Source organism: Bacillus sp. C-3-6 (assembly GCF_054509685.1).
On record NZ_CM137247.1, the window covers coordinates 4268275 to 4283956 of the forward strand.

The following is a 15682-nucleotide window of genomic DNA, read 5'->3' on the forward strand; positions in this document are numbered from 1 at the left end:
GTGTATTGGAAGATGTCAAAAAGATTATGTAAATCCGAAACTGATAAAATGCTATTTGGTATATGCGGTGGTTTAGGAGAATATTTTGATATTAGCTCTACTCTCATTCGCATACTTTGGGTCATTGCAGTTTTATGTTTTGGGACGGGGTTTTTAGTTTATTTTATTTGTTTATTACTTATGCCACGCTCTTACTAATAACATTCTTTCATATATTTGAGCATAGTGTATACAAAATCCCCTATAGATTTTTCTATAGGGGATTTTTTCATGAAGAATATTTCATCGTTAAATGTAATACCGCCACTTCTTCTTCTTCATTTTTATAAATATGCTTCTTATTCGCTTCAAATTGAATGGAATCAAACTCATTTAATTCATATACATCATTCTCCACTTGAATAGACACTTTCCCTTTCATTACCGTTACAAGCTCAATCGCACCTTCATGATGAGCTTCTGGTTCATATATACTATTTGATCGTAAACAAGCACGGTGCATTTCCATCCCTGTTTCTTTCGTATAACGGAACATCGTTTCTAAATGCCATGCTTGTCCTACATCTACTGCAAATCCTTCTCCACAGCGCGCAACGGCTACCGGTTCTCCAAAAACCATTAATCTAGATAAAGGAATTGATAACCCTTTCGTTATTTTCCAAATGACAGCTAGCGTCGGATTTGTTTCCCCTCTTTCGATCTTTCCTAATGTTAATTTACTAACTCCTGTTTTATGAGCTAATTCTTCTAAACTTAATTTCTGTTCATTTCGAATTTGTCTCAATAACTGTCCAACTTGTTGAATGACTTCTTTCGTTTGCATATCTTCATTTTCTTTCATATATAAAACCACCTCAAAGTATAAAATAGTTTACTTTTATTCAATTAAAGTATATCATACTATACATAATTATTTATTTTCGAAAGGAGTGCTATACTTCATGCGCGCAATTTTATTAGGTCTTTTATCATCGGCCTTTTTTTCTGCAACCTTTATTATTAATAGAGCAATGAATGTATCTGGAACGAGCTGGGCTTGGACAGCTTCCTTCCGTTTTTTATTTGCTCTCCCTATTTTATTCCTTATCGTTTTATTTCGCAAAAACTTTAGGGGATTATGGGAAGAGTTAAAAAAACATCCATTGGCGTGGATCGGATGGGGTTCTGTTGCCGGTATTGGTTTTTATTCTTTATTAAGTTTCGCAGCTGTCTTTTCTCCAGCTTGGCTCGTTGCTGGAACTTGGCAAGTTACGATTTTAGCTGGTTTACTACTATCACCACTATTTTTTGTGAAAATAGAAACAAAATCAGGTACGAAACTTGTACGTGGAAAAATTCCACTTCGTAGCTTATATGTTGCTTTATTTATTTTACTTGGTGTAATTTGTATGCAAGCAACTGCCGCAGGCCATATTACAATGACTCAGTTCATTTCAGGTTTTTTACCTGTCGTATTAGCCGCTTTCTTATATCCGTTCGGTAACCGAAAAATGATGGAGCTTGTTGGCGGACGCCTTGATACGTTCCAACGTGTATTAGGAATGGCAATTGGAAGTCTTCCTATAACAATTTTGCTTGGTGTATACGGATTTTCTACTACGGGTATTCCAACATCTAGCCAAATGCTTCAAGGATTTTTGTTAGCATTATGTTCCGGCGTTATTGCAACGATGACATTTTTCTTTGCTACTGACTTAGCAAAAGATAACCTGGCTTTACTTGGAGCTGTTGAAGCAACACAAGCTGGAACGATGGTCTTTACCGTACTTGGAGAAATTGTTTTCTTGAATGGTTCGTTTCCTGGCGGGCTTTCCCTACTTGGAATGATTATTATTATGTTAGGAATGGTTGCAAATAGTATTTTAAACCGATCTATTCCAGCCGTTAAACAGAAAAAATCAGCATAAAAAAAGAGTATGGTTCTATAGAGATGAACCATACTCTTTTTTATTGTCCCCCTATTTCGCCTTATCAGAATAGTATTTCATTGGCTGTTTATACTAAAACGTATGTTATAATACGTTTCATGCGCATTAATAGGAGGTAAATTATGTTAAAAAAAGCAATCGCTGAATTTATTGGTACCTTTGTACTTGTATTATTCGGAACTGGAGTAGCTGTCACTGGCGGCGGAATCGAAGGAATTGGAACATTAGGAATCGCTATGGCTTTCGGCTTATCTATTGTAGCTATGGCATATAGCATCGGAACAATTTCTGGATGTCACATTAACCCAGCAGTATCAGTAGCTATGTTCATCAACAAACGCATGAACGCTATGGAACTTTGTTATTATGTATTAGCTCAAATTTTAGGTGGTTTATTAGGAACTGCAACGTTAGTAACAATTTTAAAATCTGCTAAAACACCTTTAGATAATTTAGGACAAAATGGTTTCGGAACTCTTGGTTTATCTGGAGCATTTTTAGTTGAGTTCATTTTAACTTTCGTATTTATTTTAGTTATCGTCGCTGTAACAGGTAAAAAAGGAAGTTCTTCTTTAGCTGGACTAGTAATTGGTTTCACATTAGTTTTAATCCACTTATTAGGAATTCCGTTAACTGGAACATCTGTTAACCCAGCTCGTAGTATCGCACCAGCTTTATTTGTTGGTGGAGAAGCACTTTCTCAACTATGGGTATTCATCGTAGCACCAATTCTTGGTGGTATCTTCGCAGCTATCGTAGGTAAATTCATTTTAAATACTGAAAAATAGAATTTTCAATATTTCTGAATAAAAAAAAGCGAGCCCTCATTATGAGGAAGCTCGCTTTTTTATTCTTTCATTTTAGACTTTAAATTTGTAACTAATTGATCTACCGTTACATTTGCAAGCACGTTTTCCATCGCTTCTTGCGCTTGCATTAAAATAATTTCTAATACTGATTGAATATTAGCTCCTACTGGACATTCAATGTTGGGATTTTCATGGAAGGAAAATAGCTGTCCTTCTTCTACAACTTCCACTGCTTTATATACATCAAGTAATGTAATTTCTTCTAAATCTCGAGCAAGTGTCGTACCACCTTTACCAGCTTGTACATCAACAAGTCCTGCTCTCTTCAACATTCCTGTAATGCGACGAATCACAACTGGATTTGTATTCACACTACCGGCAATCCATTCAGAGGTACAGCGAGAGTTTCGATCTATCGCAAGTAATGTCAGCATATGAACACCTACTGTAAAACGACTACTAATCCCCATCTGCACACCCTCCTTTTTATTCATTCTATTAAAAGACGACTCTTATTATTATATACTATTTTTAATTTATACATAAAGAAAAAGCATGATTTCAATAGGAAATCATGCTTTTCTCTCATTATTGACGCTTTATAAATTTCGCTAAATCTTTAAATTTCACTTTATCTGAGTAATTCATTACGCCATTTACGTAAATGCGGCTTGTAACAGCATTTAATATCGCAATTGTCGCCAATAAGACTGCTAATGTTATCGTAATTTCTAGCATACCTGCTTCACCAGCTACAATACGTGAGAAGGTAACCATCGGTGTAAAAAATGGAACGTAAGAACTTACAACAACGATAGTACTATTCGGATCACTTAATGATTTAATACTAATGAAGAATGCAGCCATAATTAAAATCATTACCGGGAAAGATACAGCTTGTAAATCCTCCGTCTTAGACACGACAGCTCCAGCAGCAGCATACATCATTGCATAAAGTAAATATCCCGTAATGAAATAAACAAGAAACATGCTTACAACCTTTGCATCTAATTTCGTAAAGTCAATTGGAATACCCAATAGTGAGGCACTTTCTAAATCGACCCAACCTAACAAATATGGAATAAGATAACCACACGCCAATATGACAAGTTGCAATAAAGCCGTTGAAACAACCGCTAAAATTTTCGCATACATCATCGTAAGAGGTTTCACTTTCGGAAGCATTACTTCCATTACACGTGACGCCTTCTCAGATGCAATATTCATTGCGATTGTATTTCCGAACGCTACAATAAACATATATAAAGCAAATGTAAAGAAATAGGCAATTCCGAAAGAAGATGTACGATCTTTTATCGCTTCTTGCTTTACTTGAATTTCTGTTTGTAATTGCTGTGCAATTTCTGGTGAAACATTATTTTTGGCAATTGTCACCATCGTATATTGTTGCTTTAAATATCCTGCCATAATTGCAGAAGTTGCTTGGCTTGGAAATCCATTATACATATATGTAATCGATGGAGCCCCACCCTTTTCCGTCACATGGAATAGACCATCTAAATCGCCTTCTTCTACTTGCTTATGCAGTTTATCAAAATCATCCTTTGAACCAAGTGTTATTTTTGCTGATGGCAATAGCTTATTTAGCTCATCTTTTTGTACTTTATATGTGGAACTCTCTACTACAACTGCAATTTTATCTTTATCCTTATTTTTATCATCGCCTGAAGTAAAATGATTAAATGCAAAAATCCCAAACACAACTAAAAATAAAATCGCGCTCGTAATTAATGATTTTTTAGATAAAAATGCTTCCCTAAAATAAAATGAAAATACGTGAGAAAATTTACGCATCGTTATTTCGCCCTCTCTACAAAGATTTCATTTAACGTCGGCTCTAACATTTTAAATTGTCGTAAGCTAACACCTTGCTCTTGCAACTGTTGCAAAATCTTGAGAGCTTCCGCATCGTCTTGTACTTTCACATAAAGAAGGCCTTGTTGTTTTTCATACGATACATGTATAGCTTCTAATCCCTTTTCATTCTCTACTGTATCTTCAATCGTTAAATTACGGAAACCGTATTCTTTCTTAATATCACTTAGCTGTCCTTTTACGACTGCTTCACCTTTTTTCAAAATACATACATGTTGGCAAAAAGCCTCTACTTGTTCCATACGATGACTTGATAAAATAATCGTCTTTCCGCTCTGTACTTGTTCTTCAATAATACTAGCTAACATCCCGGCGTTAACTGGATCAAGGCCGCTGAATGGTTCATCTAAAATGAGAAGTTCCGGATTATGAAGAAGAGCAGCAATTAATTGGATTTTTTGCTGATTCCCTTTTGAAAGCTCTCCAGCCGTTTTAAATTTATATTCTGGTATCGCTAAACGCTCTAACCAATGATCAATAGCTTGATCTACTTCTTTCTTCGACATTCCTTCTAATCTACCAAAATATCGCAACTGATCTATTACTCTACTTTTTGTATATAAACCTCTTTCTTCTGGTAAATACCCAATTGTTACGCCACTATCCCCAAATGCTTTTCCATCCCACGTAATCGTACCTTCATTAGGCGTTAATAATCCGAGAAGCATTTTGATTGTTGTTGTTTTCCCTGCACCATTTCGTCCAAGTAATCCTAGTACTTCACCTTTTGGTAACGAAATTTGCAAACCGTTAACTGCTTTTGATTCCCCAAATTGTTTCGTTAAGTTTTGAATTTGTAAACTCAAAGTATAAAGCCTCCCCTTTAGTATCATTCGTACTCTCTTTCAAAGACTATGTTTATTCAAGAAAAAATATAGCACTACACTTCATCCTCTTATATGTAAACACCGTCATTAATCCATCATTTGTTCTATTTAGTTAAAATTGTAAATAACAAAACTCTTTTTGTCAATTATAATTGTCATTACGACAATAAAACTTGTCAAAATAACTATTATTATTTTGCTCATCTTTCTAATATAGGACATACTACTATATATACAAAAGACAATATGCAAATGTTCATATAAAAATATTATATTTTAATATATAATATAAAATGATTTTCTAACATCAAGGAGGGTACATATGAAGATGAAGAGGGGCATTACCACTCTATTATCTGTAGCGGTTCTATCTACATCACTTGTAGCATGTTCAGGAACACCAGAGAAAACAGTGGCGAAAGAAGAGAAAGTAAAATTAACAGAACAGCAATTAATGGCTGATTTATGGTATCAAACAGCTGGCGAAACGAAAGCACTTTACTACCAAGGGTACAATATCGGTCAATTAAAGCTTGATGCAGTTCTTGCAAAAGGGACAGAGAAAAAACCTGCTATCGTACTTGATTTAGACGAAACTGTTTTAGATAACAGTCCTCATCAAGCAATGAGCGTAAAAACAGGCAAAGGCTATCCTTACAAATGGGATGATTGGATTAATAAAGCTGAGGCTGAAGCCCTTCCAGGCGCAATTGATTTCTTAAAATATACAGAGTCTAAAGGTGTAGATATTTACTACATCTCAAATCGTAAAACGAACCAACTAGATGCAACAATTAAAAATCTTGAGCGTGTAGGTGCTCCTCAAGCAACGAAAGAACATATATTACTACAAGATCCGAAAGAAAAAGGAAAAGAAAAACGCCGTGAACTCGTTTCTCAAACCCATGATATTGTCTTATTCTTCGGTGATAACTTATCTGATTTCACAGGTTTTGATGGAAAATCTGTAAAAGATCGTAACCAAACAGTAGAAGATTCAAAAGCACAATTTGGTGAGAAATTCATTATTTTCCCGAATCCAATGTATGGCGATTGGGAAGGCGCTTTATATGATTATGATTTCAAAAAATCAGATGCAGAAAAAGATAAAATCCGTCGCGACAACTTAAAATCATTTGAAGTAAAATAAACACTTCCACACGTCTATTCTTTGCCTTTCCTTCTTGTGTATCGTTTGGAGCAATTGAACGGTATTCTCCGTATCCAATCGCGCTAAATTTTTCTGGTTGTAATTCTTTATTTTGCAGTAATACTTGCATAAAATTAACTGCCCGCTGCGTACTTAATTCCCAATTCGACGCAAACTGCGCATTGGCAATAGGGACATTATCCGTATGACCCGATACTGTAATTTCACGAGGTGACGCTGAAACAAGTAAGCTAGACATCTCTTTCGCAATCCCTAAAGATTCTAATTTCACATCTGCTTTCCCCGAATCAAACAGTATATTTTCTAATATTGTCACCATTAATCCCTTTTCAGTTAATTTAGTTTGAAAAGAAGAGGATAATTGTTTTTCATTAATATATTGATCAATCTTTTTTTGTAATGCTTTCAATTCATCCATCTCTTTTTTTTCTTTAGCTCTAGCTTCTTCTTGTTTTTTTGCTTGTTCTGCCTCAAGGCTACTTGCTGATAATTCTTTTTCCTCATTTGGCTTTTGATCACTTAAAAATTCTTTGTTACCTGTTCCCCCAGCTAATTCACTTCGAAAAGCAACTGCCATCTGTTTAAACTTCGCAGCATCTATACTACTCATTGCGAATAAAACGATAAACAATGCAAATAACAACGTTAACATATCAGAATATGGAATTAACCACGTTTCATCGATATGCTCATCATGTTTTTTCTTTTTGCCTCTTCTATTTTTCTTACTCCGCATTTTTTTCTGCTCCTTTTTCTAGCTTTTTACGCTCAGTTGCAGAAAGTGCACCTAAAATGCGGTTCTTCATAATAAACGGATATGTACCTTCTTGTAACATTAATAAACAATCAATGATTAAACGTTTTTTCTCAATTTCAGCTGAAGATTTTTGCTTTAACTTATTTGCAAATGGATGCCATAATACATAACCTGAAAAAATACCAAAAATCGTTGCAATAAACGCACCCGAAATAGCATGACCTAACTTTTCAATATCAGTTAAGTTACCAAGCGCAGCTACAAGACCGATAACAGCACCTAAAACTCCTAATGTCGGTGCATACGTACCAGCTTGTGAAAAAATAGCAGCTCCCTTTGCATGTCTTTCTTCAATTGCCTCTAATTCAGATTCCAAAATCTGCTCTAAATCTTCTGCGGATACGCCATCAATCACAAATTTCATACCGCGCAAAAGAAATTCATCTTGAATTTTGTCTAATTGTTGCTCTAAAGACAAAATACCGTATTTTCTACTTTCAGATGTCCAATGAACAAATAATTCTAGCAACTGTTCATAACTTAAATCCTTTTTATTTGAACCAAAAAGAACTTTAAATAGTTTTGGAACCCTTTTTAGTTGATTCATCGGAAATGCAATACATACTGCAGCAAATGTACCGATAAAAATAATTAATGCTGCGGCAGGATTTAATAAGGCTGTTACGTCAGCGCCCTTGACGACCATCCCTACTACCACTGCTAAAAATCCTAAAACAAGTCCAATAATTGTTGCAAAATCCATTCCCATTCACTCCTAGTCTATACAAGAAGTTCTTTATTCTCGATAATCGCTACATCTTCTTATGTATATATATTACATAAAAAATGCAATTCATGAAAGATAAGAAATGAATTATATAAAAAAATACTACAAATTCACACATTTTCTGACATTTTCTTTGCATTTCTATTACGTTATGACTCTTATATTCCTTTTCCAACAAACTAGACTTATAATAAAAAAACGATACACATTTTATTAAGAAGGGACTGTGATTACAAGGCATTATGAAAAAGATAATAATTATTTCTGCCACTACTATTGTAATCGGTATCACATCTTTCACTTACTTTGGTTCTAAATCACCACTACATAATGAAGCGAAAGCTGTCGAAAGTCAAAAACATACTAACCACCCAAAAGAAGAGATTCCTGCTTTTCCAAAAGCTGATCATAATGCAAAGAAAATAGACAATAACTTTTCAGTTGTAACAAATCCAAAATCTAATCTTGTCTTAATTAATAAACATCGAAAACTACCAGATGGATACATTCCTGAAGACTTAACGAGACCAAACGTACCATTTGCTAGTCCAAAAGATAAAGAAAAAACATTGCTACGCAAAGATGCTGCAGAGGCACTTGAAAACATGTTTAAAGCTGCGAAAAAAGAAGGGCTTGATCTTACAGCTGTATCTGGTTATCGTTCATACAAACGCCAAAAATCGTTGCATGATACATACGTTAGGCGTCAAGGAAAAGCTGAGGCTAATTCAGTAAGCGCAATTCCTGGTACGAGTGAACACCAAACGGGTTTAGCAATGGATATTAGTTCAAAAACAGCTAAATTTCAATTAGAGCCTATTTTCGGGGAGACAGCAGAAGGAAAATGGGTCGCGGAACACGCTCATGAATTCGGCTTTGTCATTCGTTACTTAGAAGATAAAACAGATACAACAGAATATGCATATGAACCATGGCACTTACGCTACGTTGGTAATCCATACGCTACATACCTATATAAACATCACTTAACATTAGAAGAAGCGATGGAAGACAAAAAATAAGAGAGCAAATTGCTCTCTTATTTTTCTTTCACTCTATCATTGTAGTAATTTCTTCTTCCATTCTTCAGGCCATGGTTCGCCTCTTCCTGTTGTTTTCGACGCTTGAACCATCATTCCACGACCTACTAAACAAACCTCTCCTTCTGCATTCTTCACCATATAATGTAGATCTAAAGAAGAGTTCCCAACCGATCCTGCCTTTACATACACCTTCAACTGTTCATCAAAATATATTTGCTTAATAAAATTACATTGTAAATCCGCAACAACGATCATCGTTTCTGATGATGCATGTGTCCACTCTTGCATAAATCCAAGTTCTTTAAACAACGCGATACGAGCTTCTTCAAAATAAGTAAAAGCAACGACATTATTTACATGTCCAAACATATCTACTTCACCAAAACGAACCTTTACAGGATTGTAAAATGAAAAACCACTTTCCCATTTCTCGAAGTCTTCAATATAAGAAATTCTCTTCAACGCTATCTCCCCTTCCTACCAAAAAAAACAGAATAAACTGAAAAATACAGTTATAAATATTGCCCCTTCAAAATGAAGAGGCATTATTTATTAATAGTTATTATCGCTACCAAAGAAATCTTTGAACGATTGAATTGTTGTATCACGGTTTAATGCCGCAATTGAAGTTGTTAAAGGAATACCCTTCGGACATGATTGCACACAGTTTTGAGAGTTACCACAGTTTGCTAGTCCTCCATCTCCCATAATTGCACGTAAGCGATCTGCTTTATGCATTTCACCCGTTGGATGTGAGTTGAATAAACGAGCTTGTGATAACGGCGCTGGTCCAATAAAGTCAGACTTACTGTTTACGTTTGGACATGATTCTAAGCAAACACCACATGTCATACATTTTGAAAGCTCATAAGCCCATTGACGCTTTTTCTCAGGCATTCTTGGTCCTGGACCTAAGTCATACGTACCATCAATTGGAATCCAAGCTTTAACGCGTTTTAGAGCATTAAACATGCGACTGCGGTCAACTTGTAAATCACGTACAACTGGGAATGTCTTCATCGGCTTTAAGCGAATTGGCTGTTCTAATTGGTCAATAAGAGCCGTACATGATTGACGTGGCTTTCCGTTAATAACCATCGAACATGCACCGCATACTTCCTCTAAGCAGTTCATATCCCATGCGATCGGAGTTGTTTGGTTTCCTTTTGAATCAACAGGATTACGACGAATTTCCATAAGCGCCGAAATAATATTCATATTAGGACGATATGGAATTTCAAACTCTTGGTCAAACTCTTGTGCATCTGGTCCATCTTGTCTCGTAATGATGAGGCGGATTGTTTTCTCAGACATGTTGTTTATCCCCCTTCTCTTCACCCTTAGCAGCTACATCATGTTTTGAAGAATAATCACGTTTACGTGGTTTAATTAATGAAACATCAACGTCTTCGTAATGGAATGCTGGTGCATTTCCTTCTCCTTCAAATTTTGCCATAGTAGTTTTTAAGAAGTTTGCATCATCACGATTTGGGAATTCAGGTTTGTAATGCGCCCCGCGGCTCTCATTACGGTTATATGCGCCAATTGTAATAACACGTGCTAACTCAAACATATTTGCAAGTTGACGTGTAAATGAAGCACCTTGGTTACTCCATCTCGCTGTATCGTTAATGTTAATACGTTTGTAACGATCCATTAACTCTTCAATTTTCGCATCTGTTTCTAATAACTTTTTATTTTCACGAACTACTGTAACGTTATCTGTCATCCATTCTCCAAGCTCTTTATGAAGAACATATGCATTTTCATTACCATCCATCGTTAAAATATTGTTAAATTTCTCTGTTTCGATTAATTCATTTTGCTCATATACAGTAGATGAAACAGCATCTGATGATTTAGAAAGACCTTTCATATATTCAATTGCGTTTGGTCCTGCTACCATACCACCGTAAATTGCTGATAATAGTGAGTTTGCACCAAGGCGGTTACCACCGTGCATAGAATAATCACACTCACCTGCTGCAAATAAACCTGGAATACTAGTCATTTGCTTATAGTCAACCCATAGTCCACCCATTGAATAGTGAACAGCTGGGAAGATTTTCATTGGTAGTTTACGAGGATCATCCCCTGTAAATTTCTCATAGATTTCAATAATTCCACCAAGTTTAATATCTAGTTCTTTCGGATCTTTATGAGAAAGATCTAAGTACACCATGTTTTCACCGTTAATACCTAGTTTTTGCTCTACGCAAACATCAAAGATTTCACGCGTTGCGATATCACGAGGTACAAGGTTTCCGTAAGCCGGATATTTTTCTTCTAAGAAGTACCATGGTTTACCATCTTTATATGTCCAAACACGTCCACCTTCACCACGTGCAGATTCACTCATAAGACGTAATTTATCGTCTCCAGGAATTGCCGTTGGGTGAATTTGAATGAACTCACCATTTGCATAATATGCACCTTGTTGATATACAGCAGAAGCTGCTGTACCTGTATTAATAATGGAGTTTGTTGATTTTCCGAAAATGATACCAGGGCCCCCTGTTGCCATAATCACGGCATCTGCTCCGAAACTTTTAATCTCCATAGTTTGTAAGTCTTGTGCAACGATTCCTCGGCACACACCTTCATCATCAACAACAGCTCGTAAGAAATCCCAACCTTCATATTTCGTTACAAGTCCTGCTACTTCGTGACGACGTACTTGCTCATCTAATGCGTAAAGTAATTGCTGTCCAGTTGTTGCACCAGCAAATGCTGTACGGTGATGTTGCGTTCCACCAAATCGACGGAAATCAAGAAGTCCTTCTTCCGTACGGTTGAACATAACACCCATACGGTCCATTAAATGAATGATACCAGGTGCTGCTTCACACATTGCTTTAACTGGTGGTTGGTTCGCTAAGAAGTCCCCACCATAAATTGTATCGTCAAAGTGGATCCATGGAGAATCCCCTTCACCTTTCGTATTTACGGCACCGTTAATTCCGCCCTGAGCACATACAGAATGTGAACGTTTTACTGGTACTAAAGAAAACAGTTCAACATTTACTCCTGCTTCTGCCGCTTTAATCGTTGCCATTAAGCCAGCCAAGCCACCGCCGACTACTATAAGTTTCCCTTTCATGCTCTCCCACTCCTTACTGATTTGCTAGCTGTGGATCGATGAACGCTAATAATGCACTCACACCTACATAAGATAGACCTAAGAAAATAGCTAATGTTACATAAGTAGAGATTCTTTGTGAACGTGGAGATACTGTAATTCCCCAGCTGATGCAGAATGTCCATAGTCCATTTGCAAAGTGGAAAATTGTTGAAACAACACCAACTAAGTAGAATGCAAACATAGCTGGATTGTTTAAAATATCTGCCATCATATCATAGTTTACCTCTTTACCTAACATTGCTTGAATACGAGTTTCCCAGACGTGCCAAGAAATGAAAATCAGCGTAACGATACCTGAAATTCTTTGGAAAACGAACATCCAGTTACGGAAATAACCGTAAGAAACCGCATTGTTCTTAGCTGTAAATGCAATATATAAGCCATATATAGCATGGTACAGTATCGGTAAAAAGATGATGAAAATTTCTAGCGCATACCGGAATGGAAGGAGCTCCATAAAGCCTGCAGCTTTGTTAAAAGCCTCTGCTCCTCTTGTTGCAAAGTTGTTTACAATTAGATGTTGCGTCAAAAAGACACCAACCGGGATGACCCCCATTAATGAGTGCCACTTACGAAACGTATACTCGCGGCCTTTCATGTCCCCATTACCCCCTTGAATGTTTGACTGCTGTTTTCAGATTAATTTATAACAATAATGTTTTTTCACTATTGGCATAAGAAAAACTGAAAAAATTATTCGAAATATTTCAGCATAATTTGATAACAAGTTCATTTTACCCCTATTTTTGTCGAAGCGTCAAGAAAACGTATACATAATTTGCATATAATTTGGCAATTCTTTTTTTCTTCTTAGATATTCAGATTTCCCTAAAGAAAAATCTGTTTTTATAAATGAAAAATGTTATATAATAATCCCTATAGAAAGAGGGGAATATTGTGAGTAAAAATACAATCGATATAACATCTTTAGAAGATGTTTCATTGAACGCCTTCGCTTATGAATTGCTACGTGAAGAATTACTACCTGATTTAATCGGCAACGATTTAGATGGTATTTTATACTGGTCTGGTAGAAACCTTGCAAGAAAATATCCGCTAGAAACAATTGAAGAAGTCATTCAGTTCTTTGAAAAAGCTGGCTGGGGCACTTTAAGCATTATTGAACATAAGCGTCGTGAAATGCAGTTCCAACTTAAAGGCACACTCATTGCAGAACGTCAAAAACAAAAACGACATTCTTCTTATCAACTAGAAGCTGGATTCATCGCTGAACAAATTCAAAAGCAACGGAACGTCGTTGCAGAGTCATACGAAGAAAAGAAAAAACGTTCTGACTCTATTACATTTCTTGTAAAATGGGATATAAAAGATCTCATTGAAGTGTAAGCATTACCTACAGTCAACTAGACATATCAGTTTAGTTGACTTTTTTGTATTTTCATTCAGATGCATTTATTTTAAATCTTCAGAAATTATACCAAAAAACAGAAGACGTTGTAAACTACAACGTCTTCTTATCTGTTAAATACGTATAAATCGTCTCCGCGACATTTTTCGGCATACCCGCTTCGACAAATTCCTCTATAGAAGCTTCTTTCATCTTCTTTAATGAACCAAAATGTTTTAACAATACCTTTTTCCGTTTATCACCTATTCCTGGAATGTCATCCAATGCTGATTGAATGACAGATTTCCCATGTAATTGACGATGGAATGTAATCGCAAATCGATGCACCTCATCTTGAATACGCTGCAATAAATAAAATTCTTGGCTATTTCTCTCAAGCATCACAGGTTCCGGTGGGTCCCCAATAATTAAATGGGAGGTTTTATGTTTATCATCTTTCACAAGACCTGCCATCGGAATATATAATCCGAGCTCATTCTCTAGAATATCACTTGCAGCCGCTAGATGGCCTTTTCCTCCATCAATAATAATCAAATCAGGTAAAGGTGAATTTTCTTTAAGGGCCCTTGTATAACGGCGCCTCACAACTTCTCTCATAGACTCATAATCGTCTGGTCCTTGAACCGTTTTAATTTTATATTTTCGATACTCTTTCTTCGCCGGTTTCCCATCGATAAAAGCAATCATTGCAGAAACAGGATTTGTTCCTTGAATATTTGAGTTATCAAACGCTTCAATACGATACGGCGTTTCAATCCCAAGCTGCTTCCCTAAATGATCTACTGCTTTAATCGTTCGTTCTTCATCACGTTCAATTAAGTAAAACTTCTCTTCAAGAGCAATTTTCGCGTTTTTATTTGCTAATTCTACAAGGTCTTTTTTCTTACCACGTTTCGGCTGTGTCGCTTCTACTTCTAAAAAGCGCTCTACTAATTCCGAGTCTATACTTCCTGGAACGACAATTTCCTTAGGCTTAAAATGACTACTGTTTTCATAAAATTGGCCGATAAACGTTAAAAAGCCCTCTTCTGGTTCATCGTAAATTGGAAACATAGAAACATCACGTTCAATTAGCTTTCCTTTTCGAACGAAGAAAACTTGAACACACATCCATCCTTTATCCACTGCATATCCAAACACATCACGATCGACTAAGTCACTCATAATCATCTTTTGTTTTTCCATAATCGCATCAATATGAGCAATTTGATCACGCAACTCTTTTGCACGTTCAAACTCTAGTTTCTCTGAGGCCTCATACATTTTTACTTCTAATTCTGAACGAACTTCTTTATGTCCACCATTTAAAAACTTAATAATTTCATCTACAATTTCTTTATTTTGTTCTTCCGTCACTTCTTTCACACACGGCGCTAAGCATTGACCCATATGATAATACAAACAAACTTTATCTGGCATATTCGTACATTTCCGCAGTGGATACATACGATCTAGCAATTTTTTCGTTTCATGAGCAGATTGTGCATTTGGATAAGGACCAAAATACTTTCCTTTATCCTTTTTTACATTTCGAGTAATGAGTAAGCGCGGTTGCTTCTCCGCCGTAATTTTAATAAAAGGATATGTTTTATCATCTTTTAATTGAATATTATATTTCGGATCATATTTTTTAATTAGATTTAACTCTAAAATAAGTGCTTCTAAATTCGAAGAGGTTACAATATATTCAAAATCAACAATTTCTCCTACAAGCCGCAGTGTTTTCCCATCATGTGAACCAGTAAAGTACGAGCGCACACGATTTTTAAGCACTTTTGCCTTTCCAACATATATAACCGTTCCTTGCTTATCTTTCATCAAATAACAACCAGGTTGATCTGGTAAAATAGCCAACTTCTCTTTCAAATGTTCGTGCACTCGTCTCCCTCCATTTCTACATACTTAGCATTTTTATTTTCCCTTGAAAACATACTATGCTCAAACACCCAACAT

Annotated in this window: 17 protein-coding genes; 6 read left to right on the plus strand and 11 right to left on the minus strand. The window is 35.9% G+C overall.

Annotated features, from left to right (window positions below; genetic code table 11):
* Window positions 1-12 precede the first annotated feature (12 nt).
* Window positions 13-198 (plus strand): PspC domain-containing protein, encoded by a 186-nt coding sequence (locus tag ACW0JX_RS21895; protein WP_000044337.1) that lies wholly within the window; start codon window positions 13-15, stop codon window positions 196-198.
* Window positions 199-268: 70 nt separating this feature from the next.
* Here the strand turns inward: ACW0JX_RS21895 and ACW0JX_RS21900 are convergent, their stop codons facing one another.
* Window positions 269-841, minus strand: coding sequence for a helix-turn-helix domain-containing protein (locus tag ACW0JX_RS21900; protein WP_000661921.1), 573 nt, complete (start codon window positions 839-841; stop codon window positions 269-271).
* Window positions 842-941: 100 nt separating this feature from the next.
* Here ACW0JX_RS21900 and ACW0JX_RS21905 point away from each other — a divergent pair, with 100 nt between their 5' ends.
* Together ACW0JX_RS21905 and ACW0JX_RS21910 are read left to right on the plus strand one after the other, a co-directional pair.
* On the plus strand, window positions 942-1907 hold the full coding sequence (locus ACW0JX_RS21905; RefSeq protein ID WP_069356261.1) for a DMT family transporter: 966 nt from the start codon (window positions 942-944) through the stop codon (window positions 1905-1907).
* Window positions 1908-2050: 143 nt separating this feature from the next.
* Entirely contained in the window at window positions 2051-2716 is a 666-nt protein-coding gene (locus ACW0JX_RS21910; protein WP_000913213.1) for an aquaporin, read from the plus strand.
* Window positions 2717-2775: 59 nt separating this feature from the next.
* On the opposite strand, the gene ACW0JX_RS21915 is transcribed toward ACW0JX_RS21910, so the two are convergent.
* From ACW0JX_RS21915 to ACW0JX_RS21925, 3 genes are all read right to left on the minus strand, one after another.
* Window positions 2776-3207, minus strand: a complete 432-nt coding sequence (locus tag ACW0JX_RS21915) for an Rrf2 family transcriptional regulator (protein WP_000512998.1) — start codon at window positions 3205-3207, stop codon at window positions 2776-2778.
* A gap of 118 nt (window positions 3208-3325) precedes the next feature.
* A complete protein-coding gene (locus ACW0JX_RS21920) occupies window positions 3326-4552 on the minus strand; it encodes an ABC transporter permease (protein ID WP_072940454.1) in 1227 nt (408 codons plus the stop codon).
* Window positions 4553-4554: 2 nt separating this feature from the next.
* The gene (locus ACW0JX_RS21925; RefSeq protein ID WP_000058130.1) at window positions 4555-5439 is read right to left on the minus strand and encodes an ABC transporter ATP-binding protein; all 885 of its coding nucleotides are present in this window, start codon (window positions 5437-5439) and stop codon (window positions 4555-4557) included.
* Between the two features lie 343 nt (window positions 5440-5782).
* On the opposite strand from ACW0JX_RS21925, the gene ACW0JX_RS21930 reads away from it, so the two are divergent.
* The gene (locus tag ACW0JX_RS21930; RefSeq protein ID WP_000782771.1) at window positions 5783-6610 is read left to right on the plus strand and encodes a 5'-nucleotidase, lipoprotein e(P4) family; all 828 of its coding nucleotides are present in this window, start codon (window positions 5783-5785) and stop codon (window positions 6608-6610) included.
* Here ACW0JX_RS21930 and motB read toward each other — a convergent pair.
* Window positions 6543-7367 (minus strand): flagellar motor protein MotB, encoded by an 825-nt coding sequence (gene motB, locus ACW0JX_RS21935; RefSeq protein WP_459245055.1) that lies wholly within the window; start codon window positions 7365-7367, stop codon window positions 6543-6545. The genes ACW0JX_RS21930 and motB overlap by 68 nt on opposite strands.
* Entirely contained in the window at window positions 7357-8151 is a 795-nt protein-coding gene (gene motA / locus ACW0JX_RS21940) for a flagellar motor stator protein MotA (protein ID WP_000344862.1), read from the minus strand. Before motA ends, motB begins: the two co-directional genes overlap by 11 nt.
* 266 nt (window positions 8152-8417) lie before the next feature.
* On the opposite strand from motA, the gene ACW0JX_RS21945 reads away from it, so the two are divergent.
* Window positions 8418-9197 (plus strand): M15 family metallopeptidase, encoded by a 780-nt coding sequence (locus ACW0JX_RS21945; protein WP_000720211.1) that lies wholly within the window; start codon window positions 8418-8420, stop codon window positions 9195-9197.
* 36 nt (window positions 9198-9233) lie between these two features.
* On the opposite strand, the gene ACW0JX_RS21950 is transcribed toward ACW0JX_RS21945, so the two are convergent.
* The 4 genes from ACW0JX_RS21950 to sdhC all read right to left on the minus strand — a co-directional run bounded on the left by ACW0JX_RS21950 (window position 9234) and on the right by sdhC (window position 12958).
* Window positions 9234-9680, minus strand: a complete 447-nt coding sequence (locus ACW0JX_RS21950; RefSeq protein WP_459245056.1) for an acyl-CoA thioesterase — start codon at window positions 9678-9680, stop codon at window positions 9234-9236.
* 90 nt (window positions 9681-9770) lie between these two features.
* Window positions 9771-10532 carry a succinate dehydrogenase iron-sulfur subunit gene (gene sdhB / locus ACW0JX_RS21955; RefSeq protein WP_001291830.1) on the minus strand — a complete coding sequence of 254 codons (762 nt, stop codon included), beginning with the start codon at window positions 10530-10532 and terminating at the stop codon, window positions 9771-9773.
* Window positions 10525-12318: a succinate dehydrogenase flavoprotein subunit gene (sdhA, locus tag ACW0JX_RS21960; protein WP_000676743.1), complete on the minus strand. Its 1794-nt coding sequence runs from the start codon at window positions 12316-12318 to the stop codon at window positions 10525-10527. Before sdhA ends, sdhB begins: the two co-directional genes overlap by 8 nt.
* A gap of 13 nt (window positions 12319-12331) precedes the next feature.
* Complete coding sequence (gene sdhC / locus ACW0JX_RS21965; protein ID WP_000678354.1) at window positions 12332-12958, minus strand: succinate dehydrogenase cytochrome B558; 627 nt, start codon at window positions 12956-12958, stop codon at window positions 12332-12334.
* Between the two features lie 299 nt (window positions 12959-13257).
* On the opposite strand from sdhC, the gene ACW0JX_RS21970 reads away from it, so the two are divergent.
* Window positions 13258-13707 carry a YslB family protein gene (locus ACW0JX_RS21970; protein WP_000042214.1) on the plus strand — a complete coding sequence of 150 codons (450 nt, stop codon included), beginning with the start codon at window positions 13258-13260 and terminating at the stop codon, window positions 13705-13707.
* 115 nt (window positions 13708-13822) lie between these two features.
* Here the strand turns inward: ACW0JX_RS21970 and uvrC are convergent, their stop codons facing one another.
* A complete protein-coding gene (gene uvrC / locus ACW0JX_RS21975; RefSeq protein ID WP_000544300.1) occupies window positions 13823-15607 on the minus strand; it encodes an excinuclease ABC subunit C in 1785 nt (594 codons plus the stop codon).
* Between the last annotated feature and the right edge of the window lie 75 nt (window positions 15608-15682).

Excerpts from the sequence above, each read along its gene's own strand:
- ACW0JX_RS21895 (WP_000044337.1), top strand. The coding sequence starts at position 13 with ATGTCAAAAAGATTATGTAAATCCGAAACTGATAAAATGCTATTTGGT.
- ACW0JX_RS21900 (WP_000661921.1), bottom strand. The coding sequence starts at position 841 with ATGAAAGAAAATGAAGATATGCAAACGAAAGAAGTCATTCAACAAGTT.
- ACW0JX_RS21905 (WP_069356261.1), top strand. The coding sequence starts at position 942 with ATGCGCGCAATTTTATTAGGTCTTTTATCATCGGCCTTTTTTTCTGCA.
- ACW0JX_RS21910 (WP_000913213.1), top strand. The coding sequence starts at position 2,051 with ATGTTAAAAAAAGCAATCGCTGAATTTATTGGTACCTTTGTACTTGTA.
- ACW0JX_RS21915 (WP_000512998.1), bottom strand. The coding sequence starts at position 3,207 with ATGGGGATTAGTAGTCGTTTTACAGTAGGTGTTCATATGCTGACATTA.
- ACW0JX_RS21920 (WP_072940454.1), bottom strand. The coding sequence starts at position 4,552 with ATGCGTAAATTTTCTCACGTATTTTCATTTTATTTTAGGGAAGCATTT.
- ACW0JX_RS21930 (WP_000782771.1), top strand. The coding sequence starts at position 5,783 with ATGAAGATGAAGAGGGGCATTACCACTCTATTATCTGTAGCGGTTCTA.
- motB (WP_459245055.1), bottom strand. The coding sequence starts at position 7,367 with ATGCGGAGTAAGAAAAATAGAAGAGGCAAAAAGAAAAAACATGATGAG.
- motA (WP_000344862.1), bottom strand. The coding sequence starts at position 8,151 with ATGGATTTTGCAACAATTATTGGACTTGTTTTAGGATTTTTAGCAGTG.
- ACW0JX_RS21945 (WP_000720211.1), top strand. The coding sequence starts at position 8,418 with ATGAAAAAGATAATAATTATTTCTGCCACTACTATTGTAATCGGTATC.
- sdhB (WP_001291830.1), bottom strand. The coding sequence starts at position 10,532 with ATGTCTGAGAAAACAATCCGCCTCATCATTACGAGACAAGATGGACCA.
- sdhA (WP_000676743.1), bottom strand. The coding sequence starts at position 12,318 with ATGAAAGGGAAACTTATAGTAGTCGGCGGTGGCTTGGCTGGCTTAATG.
- sdhC (WP_000678354.1), bottom strand. The coding sequence starts at position 12,958 with ATGAAAGGCCGCGAGTATACGTTTCGTAAGTGGCACTCATTAATGGGG.